The organism is Xenorhabdus sp. XBWT (genome assembly GCF_059072735.1).
The window spans coordinates 910,327-927,057 of sequence record NZ_CM180990.1 but is presented as its reverse complement, the minus strand read 5'-3'; the positions used below and the strand labels follow the sequence as shown (position 1 = coordinate 927,057).

General features: G+C 54.1%; 16 protein-coding genes and 2 pseudogenes. 7 read left to right on the top strand and 11 right to left on the bottom strand.

What is annotated here, in order from left to right; translation table 11 throughout:
* Nucleotides 1–105: 105 nt before the first annotated feature.
* Nucleotides 106–231, top strand: a complete 126-nt coding sequence (locus tag AC5JQI_RS04055) for a hypothetical protein (RefSeq protein ID WP_493913827.1) — start codon at nucleotides 106–108, stop codon at nucleotides 229–231.
* Here the strand turns inward: AC5JQI_RS04055 and AC5JQI_RS04050 are convergent.
* The 4 genes and pseudogenes from AC5JQI_RS04050 to AC5JQI_RS04035 all read right to left on the bottom strand — a co-directional run.
* Nucleotides 228–467: pseudogene (locus AC5JQI_RS04050) on the bottom strand (IS5 family transposase); the annotation flags it as partial. The gene AC5JQI_RS04055 and the pseudogene AC5JQI_RS04050 sit on opposite strands and share 4 nt — an antisense overlap.
* Nucleotides 468–768: 301 nt before the next feature.
* On the bottom strand, nucleotides 769–948 hold the full coding sequence (locus tag AC5JQI_RS04045) for a helix-turn-helix transcriptional regulator (protein ID WP_046335935.1): 180 nt from the start codon (nucleotides 946–948) through the stop codon (nucleotides 769–771).
* Between the two features lie 328 nt (nucleotides 949–1,276).
* Complete coding sequence (locus AC5JQI_RS04040) at nucleotides 1,277–1,675, bottom strand: hypothetical protein (protein ID WP_275370493.1); 399 nt, start codon at nucleotides 1,673–1,675, stop codon at nucleotides 1,277–1,279.
* Nucleotides 1,676–1,950: 275 nt separating this feature from the next.
* A complete protein-coding gene (locus tag AC5JQI_RS04035) occupies nucleotides 1,951–2,562 on the bottom strand; it encodes a helix-turn-helix domain-containing protein (RefSeq protein ID WP_493913826.1) in 612 nt (203 codons plus the stop codon).
* A gap of 181 nt (nucleotides 2,563–2,743) precedes the next feature.
* Between AC5JQI_RS04035 and AC5JQI_RS04030 the strand changes: the two genes are divergently transcribed.
* On the top strand, nucleotides 2,744–3,298 hold the full coding sequence (locus AC5JQI_RS04030) for a YdaS family helix-turn-helix protein (RefSeq protein WP_493913825.1): 555 nt from the start codon (nucleotides 2,744–2,746) through the stop codon (nucleotides 3,296–3,298).
* Nucleotides 3,299–3,867: 569 nt separating this feature from the next.
* Here AC5JQI_RS04030 and xerC (AC5JQI_RS04025) read toward each other — a convergent pair.
* On the bottom strand, nucleotides 3,868–5,034 hold the full coding sequence (xerC, locus tag AC5JQI_RS04025; protein ID WP_493913824.1) for a site-specific tyrosine recombinase XerC: 1,167 nt from the start codon (nucleotides 5,032–5,034) through the stop codon (nucleotides 3,868–3,870).
* An 86-nt stretch (nucleotides 5,035–5,120) separates the two neighbouring features.
* Nucleotides 5,121–7,835: a CHC2 zinc finger domain-containing protein gene (locus AC5JQI_RS04020; protein ID WP_493913823.1), complete on the bottom strand. Its 2,715-nt coding sequence runs from the start codon at nucleotides 7,833–7,835 to the stop codon at nucleotides 5,121–5,123.
* 103 nt (nucleotides 7,836–7,938) lie between these two features.
* On the opposite strand from AC5JQI_RS04020, the gene AC5JQI_RS04015 reads away from it, so the two are divergent.
* Together AC5JQI_RS04015 and AC5JQI_RS04010 are read left to right on the top strand one after the other, a co-directional pair.
* Complete coding sequence (locus AC5JQI_RS04015; RefSeq protein WP_493913822.1) at nucleotides 7,939–8,340, top strand: helix-turn-helix domain-containing protein; 402 nt, start codon at nucleotides 7,939–7,941, stop codon at nucleotides 8,338–8,340.
* A 78-nt stretch (nucleotides 8,341–8,418) separates the two neighbouring features.
* Nucleotides 8,419–8,739, top strand: coding sequence for a SymE family type I addiction module toxin (locus AC5JQI_RS04010; protein ID WP_493913821.1), 321 nt, complete (start codon nucleotides 8,419–8,421; stop codon nucleotides 8,737–8,739).
* A gap of 45 nt (nucleotides 8,740–8,784) precedes the next feature.
* Here the strand turns inward: AC5JQI_RS04010 and AC5JQI_RS04005 are convergent, their stop codons facing one another.
* Nucleotides 8,785–9,312 (bottom strand): SMI1/KNR4 family protein, encoded by a 528-nt coding sequence (locus AC5JQI_RS04005; protein ID WP_493913820.1) that lies wholly within the window; start codon nucleotides 9,310–9,312, stop codon nucleotides 8,785–8,787.
* Nucleotides 9,313–9,315: 3 nt separating this feature from the next.
* Nucleotides 9,316–10,578, bottom strand: a pseudogene (locus tag AC5JQI_RS04000) (RHS repeat domain-containing protein); the annotation flags it as partial.
* On the opposite strand from AC5JQI_RS04000, the gene AC5JQI_RS03995 reads away from it, so the two are divergent.
* Nucleotides 10,577–10,855 carry a hypothetical protein gene (locus tag AC5JQI_RS03995; protein WP_493913819.1) on the top strand — a complete coding sequence of 93 codons (279 nt, stop codon included), beginning with the start codon at nucleotides 10,577–10,579 and terminating at the stop codon, nucleotides 10,853–10,855. The pseudogene AC5JQI_RS04000 and the gene AC5JQI_RS03995 sit on opposite strands and share 2 nt — an antisense overlap.
* 570 nt (nucleotides 10,856–11,425) lie before the next feature.
* On the opposite strand, the gene xerC (AC5JQI_RS03990) is transcribed toward AC5JQI_RS03995, so the two are convergent.
* Both xerC (AC5JQI_RS03990) and AC5JQI_RS03985 read right to left on the bottom strand, forming a co-directional pair.
* Nucleotides 11,426–12,592 (bottom strand): site-specific tyrosine recombinase XerC, encoded by a 1,167-nt coding sequence (xerC, locus tag AC5JQI_RS03990; RefSeq protein ID WP_493913818.1) that lies wholly within the window; start codon nucleotides 12,590–12,592, stop codon nucleotides 11,426–11,428.
* Nucleotides 12,593–12,678: 86 nt separating this feature from the next.
* Nucleotides 12,679–15,393, bottom strand: coding sequence for a CHC2 zinc finger domain-containing protein (locus tag AC5JQI_RS03985; protein WP_493913817.1), 2,715 nt, complete (start codon nucleotides 15,391–15,393; stop codon nucleotides 12,679–12,681).
* 103 nt (nucleotides 15,394–15,496) lie between these two features.
* Here AC5JQI_RS03985 and AC5JQI_RS03980 point away from each other — a divergent pair, with 103 nt between their 5' ends.
* Nucleotides 15,497–15,898 carry a helix-turn-helix domain-containing protein gene (locus AC5JQI_RS03980; protein WP_493913816.1) on the top strand — a complete coding sequence of 134 codons (402 nt, stop codon included), beginning with the start codon at nucleotides 15,497–15,499 and terminating at the stop codon, nucleotides 15,896–15,898.
* 78 nt (nucleotides 15,899–15,976) lie between these two features.
* Nucleotides 15,977–16,297, top strand: a complete 321-nt coding sequence (locus tag AC5JQI_RS03975; RefSeq protein ID WP_493913815.1) for a SymE family type I addiction module toxin — start codon at nucleotides 15,977–15,979, stop codon at nucleotides 16,295–16,297.
* A gap of 80 nt (nucleotides 16,298–16,377) precedes the next feature.
* On the opposite strand, the gene AC5JQI_RS03970 is transcribed toward AC5JQI_RS03975, so the two are convergent.
* Nucleotides 16,378–16,731 (bottom strand): hypothetical protein, encoded by a 354-nt coding sequence (locus AC5JQI_RS03970; protein WP_493913814.1) that lies wholly within the window; start codon nucleotides 16,729–16,731, stop codon nucleotides 16,378–16,380.

Below are 16,731 nucleotides of genomic sequence, written 5' to 3'. Positions count from 1 at the left end.
CATTAATTGCATTGTACCTGTTGCAGGCTACTTGATTGGGCCACATATCCTAGAGGTATCCAATATGCTCCCGAAGATAAATACCCAATCAACTCCTGGAATCATATGGCTAAAGATCGAACAACCGTTGGATTTGTAGGTATTACCATTCTTTTGTTGCACATGAACAAGCCGTCTGTACAGGATGCCATACTGAAGCAGTATACTGTGCAACTAGGCTGCGTCCCTTAATTATATAACCGCTTGTAAAAGAGTCGAATACAGCCTAATTTCACCATGGACAAATAGTTTCGGGCGGTTTTTTCGTAACAGGTTGCAATACGCCGATTTCCTTTCAGAAAACCGAAACAGCGTTCGACAACATTGCGGTCATGATAAGCCTGTTCATCAAATTGCGTGCGACTATCAGTACTGCCTTTTTTATTGATTTTATACGGAATAATGCTCTTGATCCTCAATTTACGCAGATATCTTGAAGTTATCATTGCATTTTTAGCAACATTTATGTTTTTGATGATATTTTTGCAATATTAAACGCAAAGCCTACTCTCAATTAATGCTGATCAGAAAGCAATCTGGTAGACAGAGGCAAAGTAATATGGGGGTATAGTTGGGGGTATTGTAGATAATTGAACAAAATAAAATTTATTAAAAATAATTAGTTAAATTACATTATCGAATCATGTAGGGCACCATAAAATCAAAGAGTTACGATAAAAAATGGAAAACCCGCTATAATAACGGGTCAGGTAACGGGTCAAGTTATCGCTACTTCTTCTCTCTCACCCAAGCCTCATAGACCTCTTCAGGCCACCCTAGAAATGTTCCACCAGCAGTCTTATCTGGTTTAGGAAACTCATTTCTTTTTGCGTACATTCTCCAAAGGGTTGTTTTGCTTTTTCCTGTGAGTCGTTGCATCTCTTCACGCTTAATGTATCTTATCGCCATGGCTTGCCTCCCTCTCTGATAGCCATTTTTCAAAATTCCCTTGCTTGTGATCGGGCTATCGGTAGTACCAGCAGGGTGTATCTCTTGTTGTTTTGATTACTGATAGGCATTGCTCAGTGTTTTGTTTGTTCCCAATATAAAGATGTAAGATGATATTTTTTCTGGCTCCATTTGAGTCACTTTATTTGCAGTCTCCATATAACAGACTGCTTTCGTGTTCTCTTCTTGTGTGTAATTGTTCTGAATTTAGATTGAAACATTCCCCAGCGCAGGCGCTGTCATTAAGTTTTATTATTGATTGAAATTGATAGATTGTATTTATAGTCGTTTATTGTGTGGCTATTTTTATGACTGACCATGTTTTCTTGTCTGCTTTAATCAGAGGAATGATATCAATTAAATGCATGTATCGTCCTCTCCGCTTATAGAGTGCATAACCGTAATCGACAATCAGTTCTAAATTATAGCAAGGAACAGGCTCGGTATGTTTTGGGCTGACCCGATACGTCGTTAATATATGATGTTTAAATTCATCGTTATTTTTTATATCCATGCCGTAATTCAGGGTTTTGCCCTGATGATATTGATCTGCCAAAAAGATGATAGGTGTTGTTCCTGTATGCAGGCTGTTTGTTTGTGCGATATTGGCAACAATACCATTAATGGTGATAGCATTTTTTTGTTTTGTTGCTGGTTTCTTGATGATGGCAGAAATGAAGGTACGCATAAATCCTCTCGCTGACTATAGTAGTGATTATTCCTATCACTTTGATGTGGCTAACATTATCACTTAAATTCCACTAAATCCATACCTAAAGTGATATATATCAAATTTTTTAATTATCTTATTGATATCAAATAGTTTTAATTTGATATTATTTGAATAACTTTAGATTTTGAGGGTGATAATAGTTTCAATGAAATTGAAGATACTGCATTAAAAACAGTATCTTGTTGCAAATAGAGACAGGATTTGGTGGTGTTTAGAGTAGGAGGGGAATGTTATCGTTTTCGCTTCATGTTACGAAATAAATAAACAATCACACCGACGATTTCCATGTCAGGAGAGAGGGTTATCAAGGGGATACGTGAGTCATCAACAGATAAAAAGCTGACCGCTCCCCCTTGTTTATAACGATAAACGGAATAGTGTTCTCCTATCCGTGCATAGACTAAATCATCATTGGCGATATCTTCCTGTGTATCCACCACGATCACCGTCCCTTCCGGTGCTTCAGCGCAACCGGTATTTTGGGTGATGCGATAAGCCCGGCAGGATTCAAACGTGGTTTGCTGTTCAGAAAAAGTCGGCACCATGAAGAACTCCGGGGTTTCTTGTTCTGCTTCATAAATTTTTACCGGTGCATAACGGTTATCATGCCTGACAGCAAAATCAGTATCACCGGACTGGGATTTATGACCACTGCCATCACTCAGCCATTCCGGGCGCACGTCAAGCGCCATGGCCAAATCAACGAGTCGGCCTGTTTTGGTCGCGTTCCCGGAAAGTAATTTCCATATCATGGATTGTGCCATACCGGCTTTTTTTGCCAGAGCAGATTGGGTCAGTCCCTTATCTGCCATGGCTTCTTTTAATCTATCAGCAAGAGTCATAAGTGCCTCATGAGTGGTTCCCGCATTGACGTGGAATACAGGGAATAAACCCAAGAACCGCTGTCTTGGAACATTTTTTCTTATTCTATCTCTAGAGTGATATCTTTACAAACACTCCAATAGTGATTTATATTGACCTTTGGTGATATTGTTATCGCCGTGGTGTTGGAGAAAGGAACTAATGAAAAACAGTGTGATAAAAAAAGTGATAGATATCGCAGGCAGTCAGGCCAAATTGGCTCAGGTGCTGGGGTGTGCGCAATCGCTCATCAGTGCATGGTTGTACGGAAAAAAACGGGTTTCGGTATCACGGGTCCCCGATATTGTGGTTTTTTCAAACGGTGCGGTTGAGCCGCTAGACGAACTGACCGGCGGATTTAACCCGACTGATCTGATTTTACTGGGCGGACGTCCGGGCATGGGAAAAACGGAACTGGCTTTGTGCATGATTGACGGAATGCACGGGGCCGGGTGCAGTCATCCTTTTTTCAGGGATTTTATTCTTTTATATCATTCTGTTACAGAGCGTGTTTTACCGGTTCTGTTAACCCCGGCAACCCCACATCGCCGACGTGCACTTTCAGGATGTTTTCACCTTCGGCAACGGGCGAATGTCGTCCGGCTGGCCGGACGGCGGGCGGCCGTTCTGCGGGTGCGGGCGGCACAGAGCCTGCCAGCGGCGCCCCTGCGACGCTCTGGGGCACTGGAGTTTCGGATGGGGCACGGTTTTGCATGACCACGCGGTCCGGTTCAGGGAAGCCCCCTCAGGGGCTGCACGGGGCGGCGATGGCGAGCACGGCAACGAGCAAGGAGCGAAGCGACTGCGAGCCGCGCGCAGACAATGCAGCAGGGTTGGGGCGGGGGAGGTTAATTAACGGAGGCCGCAGGCCGACCTGCCTTCAGGGTGATTGGCTGGACGCCGCAAGGCAGCTAAAGCAGAAGCCGGATGGGTTGAACGCAAGCCCGGTGTTCGGGTTAGGCGCGGTGTTGGCTGAGGACGGGCTCAGAAGATTAGAGCAGAAGGCGCAGCCTTGTGCACCACACCCTGCGATACTGATAAGCGGGGGCGCCAGACATAATGTTAATTATACGCATGAAGCCGCCAACAGTGGCTCACTTCAGCATCGGCGGTTAGCGGCGCCGTGCGTATAATTCCCCGCATTATGTTGAATAGGCTTTGGGCGGCGGGCACCGGCTTAACGGGGACACCCTGGTTCAGGCCGCCCATTGCCTATTTACCCCCGCGATCACCGACGCCGACGGGCAGTCCGGCCACGGTCTGCCCCCGCACCGCACCCGGCGAACTTAACCGGGATGATCGGGCTGTCCCGTGCGGTCGCCGTCACTGCCTTGCGCGGCCGTTTCCGCCTGCGCCGGGCCGCTTTCTGTCTTACCGTCACGCTCGGCCGGATGGGTCTGCTGGTGCACTTTCTTTAAGTGCCCGATAGCCACCTGCGTGTAAATTTGCGTGGTACTCAGTTGCTCGTGCCCCAGCATCGACTGGATATGCCGGATATCGGCCCCGTTATCCAGCATCGCCGTCGCCATGGAGTGCCGGAACACATGGCAGGCCCCCGGTTTATCCAGCCCCGCCCGTTCGCGGAGGGTGCGGCCCGCTATCTCGGTGAGCCGTGCCAGACTCAGGGGCTGCCCCTGTTGCGTGACAAACAGGTAACCGCTGTCATGCCGGCGCAGCAGCTGGGGGCGCACCGTCTGTTGGTAGCGTGCCAGCCAGTCCAGCGCCCGCTCACCGATGGGCACCACCCGGTCCTTGCGTCCCTTGCCCTGCCGGACAGCCAGCGTGCCGCGTTCCCGGTCAATATCACCGGGACGCAGGTGGCGCAGCTCACTGCGCCGGATACCCGTACTCCACAGCACTTCCAGCATCACCCGGTTGCGGAAGTCGGTCGGTGTGCCGCTGTCCAGGCTGCCCAGCACCTGCGCGACGTCATGTTCATTAAGGAGCTGCACGGGCAGGCGCTTTGCTGTCTGGGGCAGTATCAGGGCTTCCGCCGGATTGGCGAGAATATGATGGCGGTTCAATAACCAGATAAACCAGCGTTTCAGGCTGCCCAGCCGCTGGATTTGCCCGTTGTGGCTGTAAGGCTGGCCATCCGCCCGGTGGCCGGTACGCAGGTCACGTTGCCAGCTTTCCAGCAACGCCAGCGAGACCTGCGGGGCATGGGTCACGCCCCGCTGTTCGCACCAGTCAATAAACGGCCGCAACTGGCCGCGGGTATTGCTGAGGGTGCGCAGGGTGTATCCCCGCGCCCGCAGCGTATCCAGATAACCGGCCAGATGCTGGCGTAAGGTATCCGGGGGGCACATCTCATGAGTTTTCATGGCGGTTTTCCTGTGTGAGTCGTCAGTACGAGGATGATTTTTTGTTGTGTGAGCGGAACCCTGTTTTTTCACGGAACCCGACCGCGTTTCCGTCACGCCTTGCTGTCTCTGCCCTTGCGATGATTTCATGCACCCGACCGCCTGCCGACCCGAGGCCGACCAACAGCCGACCGCTTAACCTTTTACCCCGACCGGCACACGTCATATCAACCTTGTTATGGCACAATGAGACCGCACAAGTGCGCCGTGTCACCGTCTTCGCCCTCAAACAGCAGTTCATAGGCGAACGTCAGCCCACGGCGGTGCAGCAGCAGGTATTCCATTTCAACCAGCCGGGACAGGTGTACCTTCAGCTGGGTATCGCCCCATTGCACCGCATCCCGTAACTGCTTGCGGGTAAACATCATTTCATGGCGCGGCTGGCCGCTGTCCCTGACCCACGCCTGTATCAGCATCAACAGCCTGCGGGTCTGCGGCGGCATCTCGTCGAGCGTCCGGCCTAAAATCTCGTGGGCGAGCCGGTTTGCCAGCCGGATATCGTCTTGCGTCACTTCAATGTATTCAAGCGCCTGTCCGCGATGCTCAACCACCTTCACTGCCCGCTGATGCTGATGCAGCAGGGCAATGCTCTGAATCAGCGTGAGATACTTCATGTGGTCGCGGCGGGTGCGGGTTTTGTCTGACATAAAGGTCAGCTGGCTGGCATACGGATTGACCACATTCAGCGGTTTAAGCAACCGCTGGGCGTTCTGGTGCAGCGCGGTGAGATACTCCCGCTCGTTCTCAGCCAGCAGGCCTTCGAGGGTTTGCTTATGGCGCTGCACCGCATGGATGGCTTCGGTCTGTTCGCGGGATTCATTGACCGTCAGCACCAGACAGCGGTTGAGCAGCTCTTCATCCACATCAATGGCGGTCGTGGTCAGCATCAGCATCACCGGGCCTTTCACCGTGTAGCTTTTGGTCACCAGATTCCCCGTGGTTTCGTCCTTGCCCGTGCTCGCCATCGTCAGCTCGCCGTCACTCTGCAACAGCTTGAGCGCATAGGCCGCCTGCCGCACCCCTTCTTCTTCCGCTATCGCCAGTATCTTGTGTTGCAGGTTGGTTTCACCGAGGTAGAACAGGCTCTGCCCGGTCATGGCGCTGTACTGGATGCGTTCTTCTTCCGGTATCAGGTTCAGCACCGCCTCCATCAGCGAGGATTTCCCGGCCGCGCTGCTGCTTTGTATCAGGACAGCTAAGGGTTTGGGCAGTTTGCGGCTCACCGCCGCCAGATAGCCCGCCAACAGGTTGGTCGATTCACCGACCACGCCACAGGCGGCTAAATCAGCCGTGATACGCGCGGTCAGGTTGGGGTCTTGCAGCAAGGCCAGTGCGGCCGCCCGTTCATCGGCACTCAGTTCGGGCGGCACGGTGTCGGGCATTTCGTTTTGTTGCTGCCACTGCTCGACCGCCAGTAATACCTGCCCCAGTGCACGGCGAATGTCGCCCTCCGCCCGCCCCAGTTCAGCGGCGGCCAGCCGCGCATACCCCTGACGGCTGCGGGCGCTCAGCAAGTCCAGACTGTCAACAAACATCACGCCGCTTTGAGTATCAACGACCTGCGCATTGAGTTTCAGGGCCACCGCCCCCGCCTTGACCGAACTTAATCCCCGCACACTCCAGCGCAGGCTGCCCAGCGAGATAAGCAGCTCCCCGGCAGCGCGGGTTTCCCATACCACACCGGGCACGGGCGGCGGCGCAGACGGCAGTGCGGCCACCTCAGCGGCTAAGGCAGAAAGCGGGACAGCAGCCAATGACAGGCTTTCAGTCACTTCTGCCACGTCAACCTCGCGGGCCGCCTGCATCGGCACGGCGCCTTCAATCAGCAACGAGAAGGCGGTTTCCGGTTCGGCCAGCTGGCACAGATAACTGTTCGCATCCCGCTCCGGCGGGAACACCACACGCAGCGGGGTGATGCCTTTGGCCACCAGTGCGGCGGCCAGTTTCACCGCCGCGTCATTGCCGGCGGGGTCATTGTCGAAGGCAAGCAGGATCTGCCTGATACCGTGCTGTTCAAAGGCCTGCCAGTGATCCGCGGTGACCCCGTTCACCCCATAGGCCGCCGTGACATTGCGATGACCGGACACCCAGAACGACATCGCATCAATGAGCGATTCGCACAGGATAAGCGATTTGGATGCCCCCAGCGCCGCGGCATTCCAGACCCCGCCATGCGCGCCCGGCAGGTAGAGATGGCGCGGCGTCCCTGCCCGCAGGCGGTCCGTGATTTTGCGGCCATACAGGGCCTGTACCTGCCCGTGACCATCCAGCACCGGCACAACCAGCGACCCGCGCAGATGTTCCCCCCCGTTTTCCCGCAGTACCCCGGCCGCCTGCAACCGGCGGCGGATCTCCGCCCCCGCTTTCAGCTTTTTCGGCGGCAGGCGGTACCCCAATGTGCGGTTGGCAAAGCCCAGCCTGAACTGCGCCACTAACTCAGGATGGTTAAGCCGCCGCTTGGCCAGATAGTCCTGTGCTTCCGGCGCATGGAGCAGGGTATGGTGATAGAACTCAACCACCCGTGCCAGCAGCGCCTGCCTGCCCGCTTCGTTCTCAGCCAGCACTTCCGGCTCGGTGGGGGCAACCAGCGGTGCAACGGCCGGACTGCCGCCCAGCTCCCCGCGCAGCCGCTCAACCGCATGGCGCAGGCTCAAGTTCTCGGTGTTCATCACCCAGTCCAGCACCGACCCGCCCGCATTGCAGCCAAAGCAGTGATAGAGGTTTTTCGACGGGGTGATCACCATCGAGGGGGTTTTCTCCTGATGGAACGGGCACAGCACGATCATGTCTTTACCGCGCTTAAACAACTGCCGCCCCTGCTGCTCTATGACCGCGACTAAGGAGACGGCGGCTTTCAGGTGTTGTAACTCTGCGTCGGGAATGCGAGCCATTACAAAGTTCCTTCTTTAAAGCCTTGTCAATAGACATTAATGTAGATTATAATATCTATATATTATGAGATTTGCAATAGGCAACTAAAAAGGAGACCGTACAATGAGCGTCATTGATTCATTGTGTGCAGGGTTGGATATGACAGCATTTGCAGAACGTCTTCGCTTGTTGCGTGAAGCTCGTAATTTAAGTCAGGTTCGTTTAGCTGAACTGCTTGGTGTTGATCCGCGGGCGTATAACCGCTGGGAAAAAGGTGCAAGTGCGCCTCATCTGGAGACAGTAATTAAGATCGCGGATGTCCTTCAGGTGACGCTGGATGAATTGGTTGGCCGCAAAGCGGTCTCGGATGAAGTGAAGATCCGCAACCATACCTTACATACGCTGTGGCAAAAAGCGGATTCGTTGTCCGATACCGATCAACAGGCCTTGATCGTGATACTTGACAGTTTTGTTAAGAAAGCGATGGTTGAACAGGTGATGGGATTAAACAACATCAAGCGTTGAAGTTGAAAGGACGCGGCAGAACATGAGTTCGCACCTCATTTCCGCCGCTAACCATAAGCAACTAAAGAGGAGTTGAACATGGCTAAGGCGCATTCTAAGCAAAACCGCGCGGTAAATAAAGCTGCCAAAACAGAACGTTATTACACCGTGGGATACGTCCCGCAAAACGGCAATACGAACCCGCCCCCGATGATCCGCCTTAAGGGCCAATGGCTTAAACAAGCTGGGTTTGAGATTGGCGGCTCGGTCACGGTGAAGATCATGGACGGCTGTCTGGTGCTGATCCCCGACAGTGACGAGACAAACAGTCTCAAACAGCAATACCAGCGTCAGCGCGAGCAAATCAGTGAAATTAAGCTGAGAATGCGCGAGCTGATTGCGGATTACAAGGCAGGATGATAGTTAAAAGCCGGAAGATCATGGGGATCTTTCCGGCTTGTTTTTTTAAATGCTGTTAAATTCTATACTATTAGGTGGAAAACCATCAGGAAATGACATGCATTTGATCTTTCTAGATAAAACATCTGCTAAAAAATCAGTAAAGTTTTCTTGTCGATATTCAACTTCTGGCGCCCTTGCCGCAATAATGGCTATCTTCCATAATTCACAGTCATCTGATGATGCAACCCAAAAAATATAATCACCGTTATCAGTAACGCCTATAGGAAGCAATCCATCTTTTTTAGGATAAAGAATAAACGGATAGTAATCCGGATCAGATTCAACAAGAGAATTAAAATCCTCAATAATCCATTCTTTCTGCCTAAAAAAATTCAGGTCATCATCTTCGCTAAATGGGTTAAATATAGTGATAAAATCAGCAATTCTGCCCACACCATATTGAGTGATAAATTCAATATAATCTTTAGGGAAAGGGCGCCAATCATCTATCAACGGCCATTTTTCGCCCTGGCCATTCTCATTTGGATGGTCTGGTAAAGGCAATATATTATTTAAACTCTTGATACTCATTATTTACATTCCCGGAGGGTTAAGAACAGTTACATATTCATAGAATCCGCCTGAGCCTTCAGCTTTCATTGTAATACCAGCCGGAATTCTAGATGGCCCCTTATAAATAGGAATAGAGTCCATTTCAACCACTTGTCCCTGCTCTATAGCCTTTCTTATTCTACCTTCTACTCCACTCATGAAAGGAGTATTAGCAGGTCTCTGTTGAAGAGTGACTAGGTTCCTTACATCATCACCAGAACCACCTAATTGTCGTCCAAGTAAATGACCTCTAGCTCTATTAGAGCCTTTCCCTGTAATAAATCCCGGAGGCTGTATGTTTGGATTGGCATGTGTACCAGTATTAATATGGCTTTTATCCAAAGTTGCATGAACTCCGGTTGGTCGACCTAGCCCATCTAATTCACCATATTTAATATTTCCACAATCTTCACCCGCCAACCCAAATGGGTCAATCCATCCTGTCGGATTATGCACATACCCATACGGATTCACCCCGCCCAGCAACCCTATCGGATCCGGCGAGAGATACTGCCCCGTTTGCGGATGATAGTAACGAAAACGGTTATAATACAATCCGCTCTCTTCATCCTCATATTGCCCCATAAACCGCAGGTTACAGTTAACATGATAATCCGGATTATTGGAGGCGATAACCTGCGATTTCTCCGCTTTCCCCCATGTTGTCAGCCGCTGTGCCCAGACCAGTACCCCTTCTTCGGACAACATTTCGCGTGGTGTACCCTGATGGTCACTGACAATATAGTGCAGCTTGCCTTTTTCAACGCGGGCTGACGGTGTTAATGCACCGGGTTCATATAACCAGCGGATACGTTGACCTTCCGCCGGCGTGCCATCAGCATAAACCGGGGTTTCCTCAATCAGCTGGTCGCCGCTCCACAGATATTCCTGCCCGGTAATAGCCTCGGCTCTGGGCGCCAAATCCGGTTTCCCGGCCAGCCACAACTGTAAATTAGCTGATGCCAGTTTACCATCGTGCACTTTCAGTTTACGGATCCGTCGCCCGAACGCATCGTAGCGATAATGCCAGCGTGAGCCGTCCGGGGTTTCACAGTGGGTCAGCTGGTTTTGGGTATCCCAGCGGTAGCGCCAGATTTGCGGACGGAACCCGTCCCGCTGTTCGGTTTTTTCGACCAACCGGCCGTTATCATCGTAAATATAGCGGACATGGCCCCGTTGTACGACCCGTCCGGCTTGCTGACGTTGGGCAATATGATCCACCGCGCCCCGTGCATCGGGCGGAATGCACGGGGCCGGGTGCAGTCATCCTTTTTTCAGGGATTTTATTCTTTTATATCATTCTGTTACAGAGCGTGTTTTACCGGTTCTGTTAACCCCGGCAACCCCACATCGCCGACGTGCACTTTCAGGATGTTTTCACCTTCGGCAACGGGCGAATGTCGTCCGGCTGGCCGGACGGCGGGCGGCCGTTCTGCGGGTGCGGGCGGCACAGAGCCTGCCAGCGGCGCCCCTGCGACGCTCTGGGGCACTGGAGTTTCGGATGGGGCACGGTTTTGCATGACCACGCGGTCCGGTTCAGGGAAGCCCCCTCAGGGGGCTGCACGGGGCGGCGATGGCGAGCACGGCAACGAGCAAGGAGCGAAGCGACTGCGAGCCGCGCGCAGACAATGCAGCAGGGTTGGGGCGGGGGAGGTTAATTAACGGAGGCCGCAGGCCGACCTGCCTTCAGGGTGATTGGCTGGACGCCGCAAGGCAGCTAAAGCAGAAGCCGGATGGGTTGAACGCAAGCCCGGTGTTCGGGTTAGGCGCGGTGTTGGCTGAGGACGGGCTCAGAAGATTAGAGCAGAAGGCGCAGCCTTGTGCACCACACCCTGCGATACTGATAAGCGGGGGCGCCAGACATAATGTTAATTATACGCATGAAGCCGCCAACAGTGGCTCACTTCAGCATCGGCGGTTAGCGGCGCCGTGCGTATAATTCCCCGCATTATGTTGAATAGGCTTTGGGCGGCGGGCACCGGCTTAACGGGGACACCCTGGTTCAGGCCGCCCATTGCCTATTTACCCCCGCGATCACCGACGCCGACGGGCAGTCCGGCCACGGTCTGCCCCCGCACCGCACCCGGCGAACTTAACCGGGATGATCGGGCTGTCCCGTGCGGTCGCCGTCACTGCCTTGCGCGGCCGTCTCCGCCTGTGCCGGGCCGCTTTCTGTCTTACCGTCACGCTCGGCCGGATGGGTCTGCTGGTGCACTTTCTTTAAGTGCCCGATAGCCACCTGCGTGTAAATTTGCGTGGTACTCAGTTGCTCGTGCCCCAGCATCGACTGGATATGCCGGATATCGGCCCCGTTATCCAGCATCGCCGTCGCCATGGAGTGCCGGAACACATGGCAGGCCCCCGGTTTATCCAGCCCCGCCCGTTCGCGGAGGGTGCGGCCCGCTATCTCGGTGAGCCGTGCCAGACTCAGGGGCTGCCCCTGTTGCGTGACAAACAGGTAACCGCTGTCATGCCGGCGCAGCAGCTGGGGGCGCACCGTCTGTTGGTAGCGTGCCAGCCAGTCCAGCGCCCGCTCACCGATGGGCACCACCCGGTCCTTGCGTCCCTTGCCCTGCCGGACAGCCAGCGTGCCGCGCTCCCGGTCAATATCACCGGGACGCAGGTGGCGCAGCTCACTGCGCCGGATACCCGTACTCCACAGCACTTCCAGCATCACCCGGTTGCGGAAGTCGGTCGGTGTGCCGCTGTCCAGGCTGCCCAGCACCTGCGCGACGTCATGTTCATTAAGGAGCTGCACGGGCAGGCGCTTTGCTGTCCGGGGCAGTATCAGGGCTTCCGCCGGATTGGCGAGAATATGATGGCGGTTCAATAACCAGATAAACCAGCGTTTCAGGCTGCCCAGCCGCTGGATTTGCCCGTTGTGGCTGTAAGGCTGGCCATCCGCCCGGTGGCCGGTACGCAGGTCACGTTGCCAGCTTTCCAGCAACGCCAGCGAGACCTGCGGGGCATGGGTCACGCCCCGCTGTTCGCACCAGTCAATAAACGGCCGCAACTGGCCGCGGGTATTGCTGAGGGTGCGCAGGGTGTATCCCCGCGCCCGCAGCGTATCCAGATAACCGGCCAGATGCTGGCGTAAGGTATCCGGGGGGCACATCTCATGAGTTTTCATGGCGGTTTTCCTGTGTGAGTCGTCAGTACGAGGATGATTTTTTGTTGTGTGAGCGGAACCCTGTTTTTTCACGGAACCCGACCGCGTTTCCGTCACGCCTTGCTGTCTCTGCCCTTGCGATGATTTCATGCACCCGACCGCCTGCCGACCCGAGGCCGACCAACAGCCGACCGCTTAACCTTTTACCCCGACCGGCACACGTCATATCAACCTTGTTATGGCACAATGAGACCGCACAAGTGCGCCGTGTCACCGTCTTCGCCCTCAAACAGCAGTTCATAGGCGAACGTCAGCCCACGGCGGTGCAGCAGCAGGTATTCCATTTCAACCAGCCGGGACAGGTGTACCTTCAGCTGGGTATCGCCCCATTGCACCGCATCCCGTAACTGCTTGCGGGTAAACATCATTTCATGGCGCGGCTGGCCGCTGTCCCTGACCCACGCCTGTATCAGCATCAACAGCCTGCGGGTCTGCGGCGGCATCTCGTCAAGCGTCCGGCCTAAAATCTCGTGGGCGAGCCGGTTTGCCAGCCGGATATCGTCTTGCGTCACTTCAATGTATTCAAGCGCCTGTCCGCGATGCTCAACCACCTTCACTGCCCGCTGATGCTGATGCAGCAGGGCAATGCTCTGAATCAGCGTGAGATACTTCATGTGGTCGCGGCGGGTACGGGTTTTGTCTGACATAAAGGTCAGCTGGCTGGCATACGGATTGACCACATTCAGCGGTTTAAGCAACCGCTGGGCGTTCTGGTGAAGCGCGGTGAGATACTCCCGCTCGTTCTCAGCCAGCAAGCCTTCGAGGGTTTGCTTATGGCGCTGCACCGCATGGATGGCTTCGGTCTGTTCGCGGGATTCATTGACCGTCAGCACCAGACAGCGGTTGAGCAGCTCTTCATCCACATCAATGGCGGTCGTGGTCAGCATCAGCATCACCGGGCCTTTCACCGTGTAGCTTTTGGTCACCAGATTCCCCGTGGTTTCGTCCTTGCCCGTGCTCGCCATCGTCAGCTCGCCGTCACTCTGCAACAGCTTGAGCGCATAGGCCGCCTGCCGCACCCCTTCTTCTTCCGCTATCGCCAGTATCTTGTGTTGCAGGTTGGTTTCACCGAGGTAGAACAGGCTCTGCCCGGTCATGGCGCTGTACTGGATGCGTTCTTCTTCGGGAATGAGATTGAGCACGGCGTCCATTAATGAGGATTTTCCCGCAGCACTGCTGCTTTGGATCAGGACGGCTAACGGTTTGGGCAGTTTGCGGCTCACGGCGGCCAGATAGCCCGCCAACAGGTTGGTTGATTCACCGACCACGCCACAGGCGGCTAAGTCAGCCGTGATACGTTCAATCAGATTTTCAGCTTGCAGCAAGGCCAGTGCGGCCGCCCGTTCATCGGCACTCAGTTCGGGCGGCACGGTGTCGGGCATTTCGTTTTGTTGCTGCCACTGCTCGACCGCCAGTAATACCTGCCCCAGTGCACGGCGAATGTCGCCCTCCGCCCGCCCCAGTTCAGCGGCGGCCAGCCGCGCATACCCCTGACGGCTGCGGGCGCTCAGCAAGTCCAGACTGTCAACAAACATCACGCCGCTTTGAGTATCAACGACCTGCGCATTGAGTTTCAGGGCCACCGCCCCCGCCTTGACCGAACTTAATCCCCGCACACTCCAGCGCAGGCTGCCCAGCGAGATAAGCAGCTCCCCGGCAGCGCGGGTTTCCCATACCACACCGGGCACGGGCGGCGGCGCAGACGGCAGTGCGGCCACCTCAGTGGCTAAGGCAGAAAGCGGGACAGCAGCCAATGACAGGCTTTCAGTCACTTCTGCCACGTCAACCTCGCGGGCCGCCTGCATCGGCACGGCGCCTTCAATCAGCAACGAGAAGGCGGTTTCCGGTTCGGCCAGCTGGCACAGATAACTGTTCGCATCCCGCTCCGGCGGGAACACCACACGCAGCGGGGTGATGCCTTTGGCCACCAGTGCGGCGGCCAGTTTCACCGCCGCGTCATTGCCGGCGGGGTCATTGTCGAAGGCAATCAGGATCTGCCTGATACCGTGCTGTTCAAAGGCCTGCCAGTGATCCGCGGTGACCCCGTTCACCCCATAGGCCGCCGTGACATTGCGATGACCGGACACCCAGAACGACATCGCATCAATGAGCGATTCGCACAGGATAAGCGATTTGGATGCCCCCAGCGCCGCGGCATTCCAGACCCCGCCATGCGCGCCCGGCAGGTAGAGATGGCGCGGCGTCCCTGCCCGCAGGCGGTCCGTGATTTTGCGGCCATACAGGGCCTGTACCTGCCCGTGACCATCCAGCACCGGCACAACCAGCGACCCGCGCAGATGTTCCCCCCCGTTTTCCCGCAGTACCCCGGCCGCCTGCAACCGGCGGCGGATCTCCGCCCCCGCTTTCAGCTTTTTCGGCGGCAGGCGGTACCCCAATGTGCGGTTGGCAAAGCCCAGCCTGAACTGCGCCACTAACTCAGGATGGTTAAGCCGCCGCTTGGCCAGATAGTCCTGTGCTTCCGGCGCATGGAGCAGGGTATGGTGATAGAACTCAACCACCCGTGCCAGCAGCGCCTGCCTGCCCGCCTCGTTCTCAGCCAGCACTTCCGGCTCGGTGGGGGCAACCAGCGGTGCAACGGCCGGACTGCCGCCCAGCTCCCCGCGCAGCCGCTCAACCGCATGGCGCAGGCTTAAGCCTTCGGTTTTCATCACCCAGTCCAGCACCGACCCGCCCGCATTGCAGCCAAAGCAGTGATAGAGGTTCTTCGCCGGGGTGATCACCATTGAGGGCGTTTTCTCTTCATGGAACGGGCACAGCACGGTCATGTCCTTGCCGCGCTTAAAGACCTGCCGCCCCTGCTGCTCTATGACCGCGACTAAGGAGACGGCGGATTTCAGGTGTTGCAACTCTGCTTCCGGGATGCGAGCCATTACAAAGTTCCTTCTTTAAAGCCTTGTCAATAGACATTAATGTAGAGTATAATATCTATACATTATGAGATTTGCAATAGGCAACTAAAAAGGAGACCGTACAATGAGCGTCATTGATTCATTGTGTGCAGGGTTGGATATGACAGCATTTGCAGAACGTCTTCGCTTGTTGCGTGAAGCTCGTAATTTAAGTCAGGTTCGTTTAGCTGAACTGCTTGGTGTTGATCCGCGGGCGTATAACCGCTGGGAAAAAGGTGCAAGTGCGCCTCATCTGGAGACCGTGATTAAGATCGCCGATGTCCTTCAGGTGACGCTGGATGAATTGGTTGGCCGCAAAGCGGTCTCGGATGAAGTGAAGATCCGCAACCATACCTTACATACGCTGTGGCAAAAAGCGGATTCGTTGTCCGATACCGATCAACAGGCATTGATCGTGATACTTGACAGTTTTGTTAAGAAAGCGATGGTTGAACAGGTGATGGGATTAAGCAATATCAGGCGTTGAAGTTGAAAGGACGCGGCAGAACATGAGTTCGCACCTCATTTCCGCCGCTAACCATAAGCAACTAAAGAGGAGTTGAACATGGCTAAAGCGCATTCTAAGCAAAACCGTGCAGTAAATAAAGCCGCGAAAACAGAACGTTATTACACTGTGGGATACGTCCCGCAAAATGACAAGGCCAATGCCCCGCCCGCAATCCACCTGAAAGGGCAGTGGCTTAAGGCAGCCGGCTTTGAGATTGGCGGCTCGATCACAGTGAAGATCATGGACGGCTGTTTAGTGCTGATCCCCGCGAGTTCCGAGACAAACAGCCTTAAACAGCAATACCGGCGTCAGCGCGAGCAAATCAGTGAAATTAAGCTGCGAATGCGGGAACTGATTGGCGACTACAAAAGCAACTAAGAGCAGAGAGTGAGCGGCTCTTAAAAAAGACAAAGTCGGAAGATCACAGGGATCTTTCCGGCTGTGTTGGATATTAATCTCTACTCATCATATTCGATAGTTGCTTCTAAGGCAGCTCTAAGCCAGTCCCAAAATGATTCGAATTTACTTACATTTTCATATCCTTCACTTGAAAAATCATGAATGATAACAACCTGATCGGGATTATCCTTATCCCAACAAGCGACATCATCATTATCTTCTCGCCGAGCGAAAGGAACAATATCTCTATTTGGATATCTCTTTTTCAAGCCATCATAGCGAACTCTGAGCCGTTCTCCCTCCAAAATGATCCAAGGATCAAAATCAAGTAAATTTTGTTCAATTATCCTTGTAAATTCACGTGGATAAGAAAACCATTCTGGAAGTTCTGTTTTTGTTAATAGTTGTTCCAT

Bases quoted from the DNA above. Each gene is read 5' to 3' on its own strand.
- AC5JQI_RS04055 (WP_493913827.1), top strand. From the start codon at position 106: ATGGCTAAAGATCGAACAACCGTTGGATTTGTAGGTATTACCATTCTT.
- AC5JQI_RS04045 (WP_046335935.1), bottom strand. From the start codon at position 948: ATGGCGATAAGATACATTAAGCGTGAAGAGATGCAACGACTCACAGGA.
- AC5JQI_RS04040 (WP_275370493.1), bottom strand. From the start codon at position 1,675: ATGCGTACCTTCATTTCTGCCATCATCAAGAAACCAGCAACAAAACAA.
- AC5JQI_RS04035 (WP_493913826.1), bottom strand. From the start codon at position 2,562: ATGACTCTTGCTGATAGATTAAAAGAAGCCATGGCAGATAAGGGACTG.
- AC5JQI_RS04030 (WP_493913825.1), top strand. From the start codon at position 2,744: ATGAAAAACAGTGTGATAAAAAAAGTGATAGATATCGCAGGCAGTCAG.
- xerC (WP_493913824.1), bottom strand. From the start codon at position 5,034: ATGAAATCATCGCAAGGGCAGAGACAGCAAGGCGTGACGGAAACGCGG.
- AC5JQI_RS04020 (WP_493913823.1), bottom strand. From the start codon at position 7,835: ATGGCTCGCATTCCCGACGCAGAGTTACAACACCTGAAAGCCGCCGTC.
- AC5JQI_RS04015 (WP_493913822.1), top strand. From the start codon at position 7,939: ATGAGCGTCATTGATTCATTGTGTGCAGGGTTGGATATGACAGCATTT.
- AC5JQI_RS04010 (WP_493913821.1), top strand. From the start codon at position 8,419: ATGGCTAAGGCGCATTCTAAGCAAAACCGCGCGGTAAATAAAGCTGCC.
- AC5JQI_RS04005 (WP_493913820.1), bottom strand. From the start codon at position 9,312: ATGAGTATCAAGAGTTTAAATAATATATTGCCTTTACCAGACCATCCA.
- AC5JQI_RS03995 (WP_493913819.1), top strand. From the start codon at position 10,577: ATGCACGGGGCCGGGTGCAGTCATCCTTTTTTCAGGGATTTTATTCTT.
- xerC (WP_493913818.1), bottom strand. From the start codon at position 12,592: ATGAAATCATCGCAAGGGCAGAGACAGCAAGGCGTGACGGAAACGCGG.
- AC5JQI_RS03985 (WP_493913817.1), bottom strand. From the start codon at position 15,393: ATGGCTCGCATCCCGGAAGCAGAGTTGCAACACCTGAAATCCGCCGTC.
- AC5JQI_RS03980 (WP_493913816.1), top strand. From the start codon at position 15,497: ATGAGCGTCATTGATTCATTGTGTGCAGGGTTGGATATGACAGCATTT.
- AC5JQI_RS03975 (WP_493913815.1), top strand. From the start codon at position 15,977: ATGGCTAAAGCGCATTCTAAGCAAAACCGTGCAGTAAATAAAGCCGCG.
- AC5JQI_RS03970 (WP_493913814.1), bottom strand. From the start codon at position 16,731: ATGGAACAACTATTAACAAAAACAGAACTTCCAGAATGGTTTTCTTAT.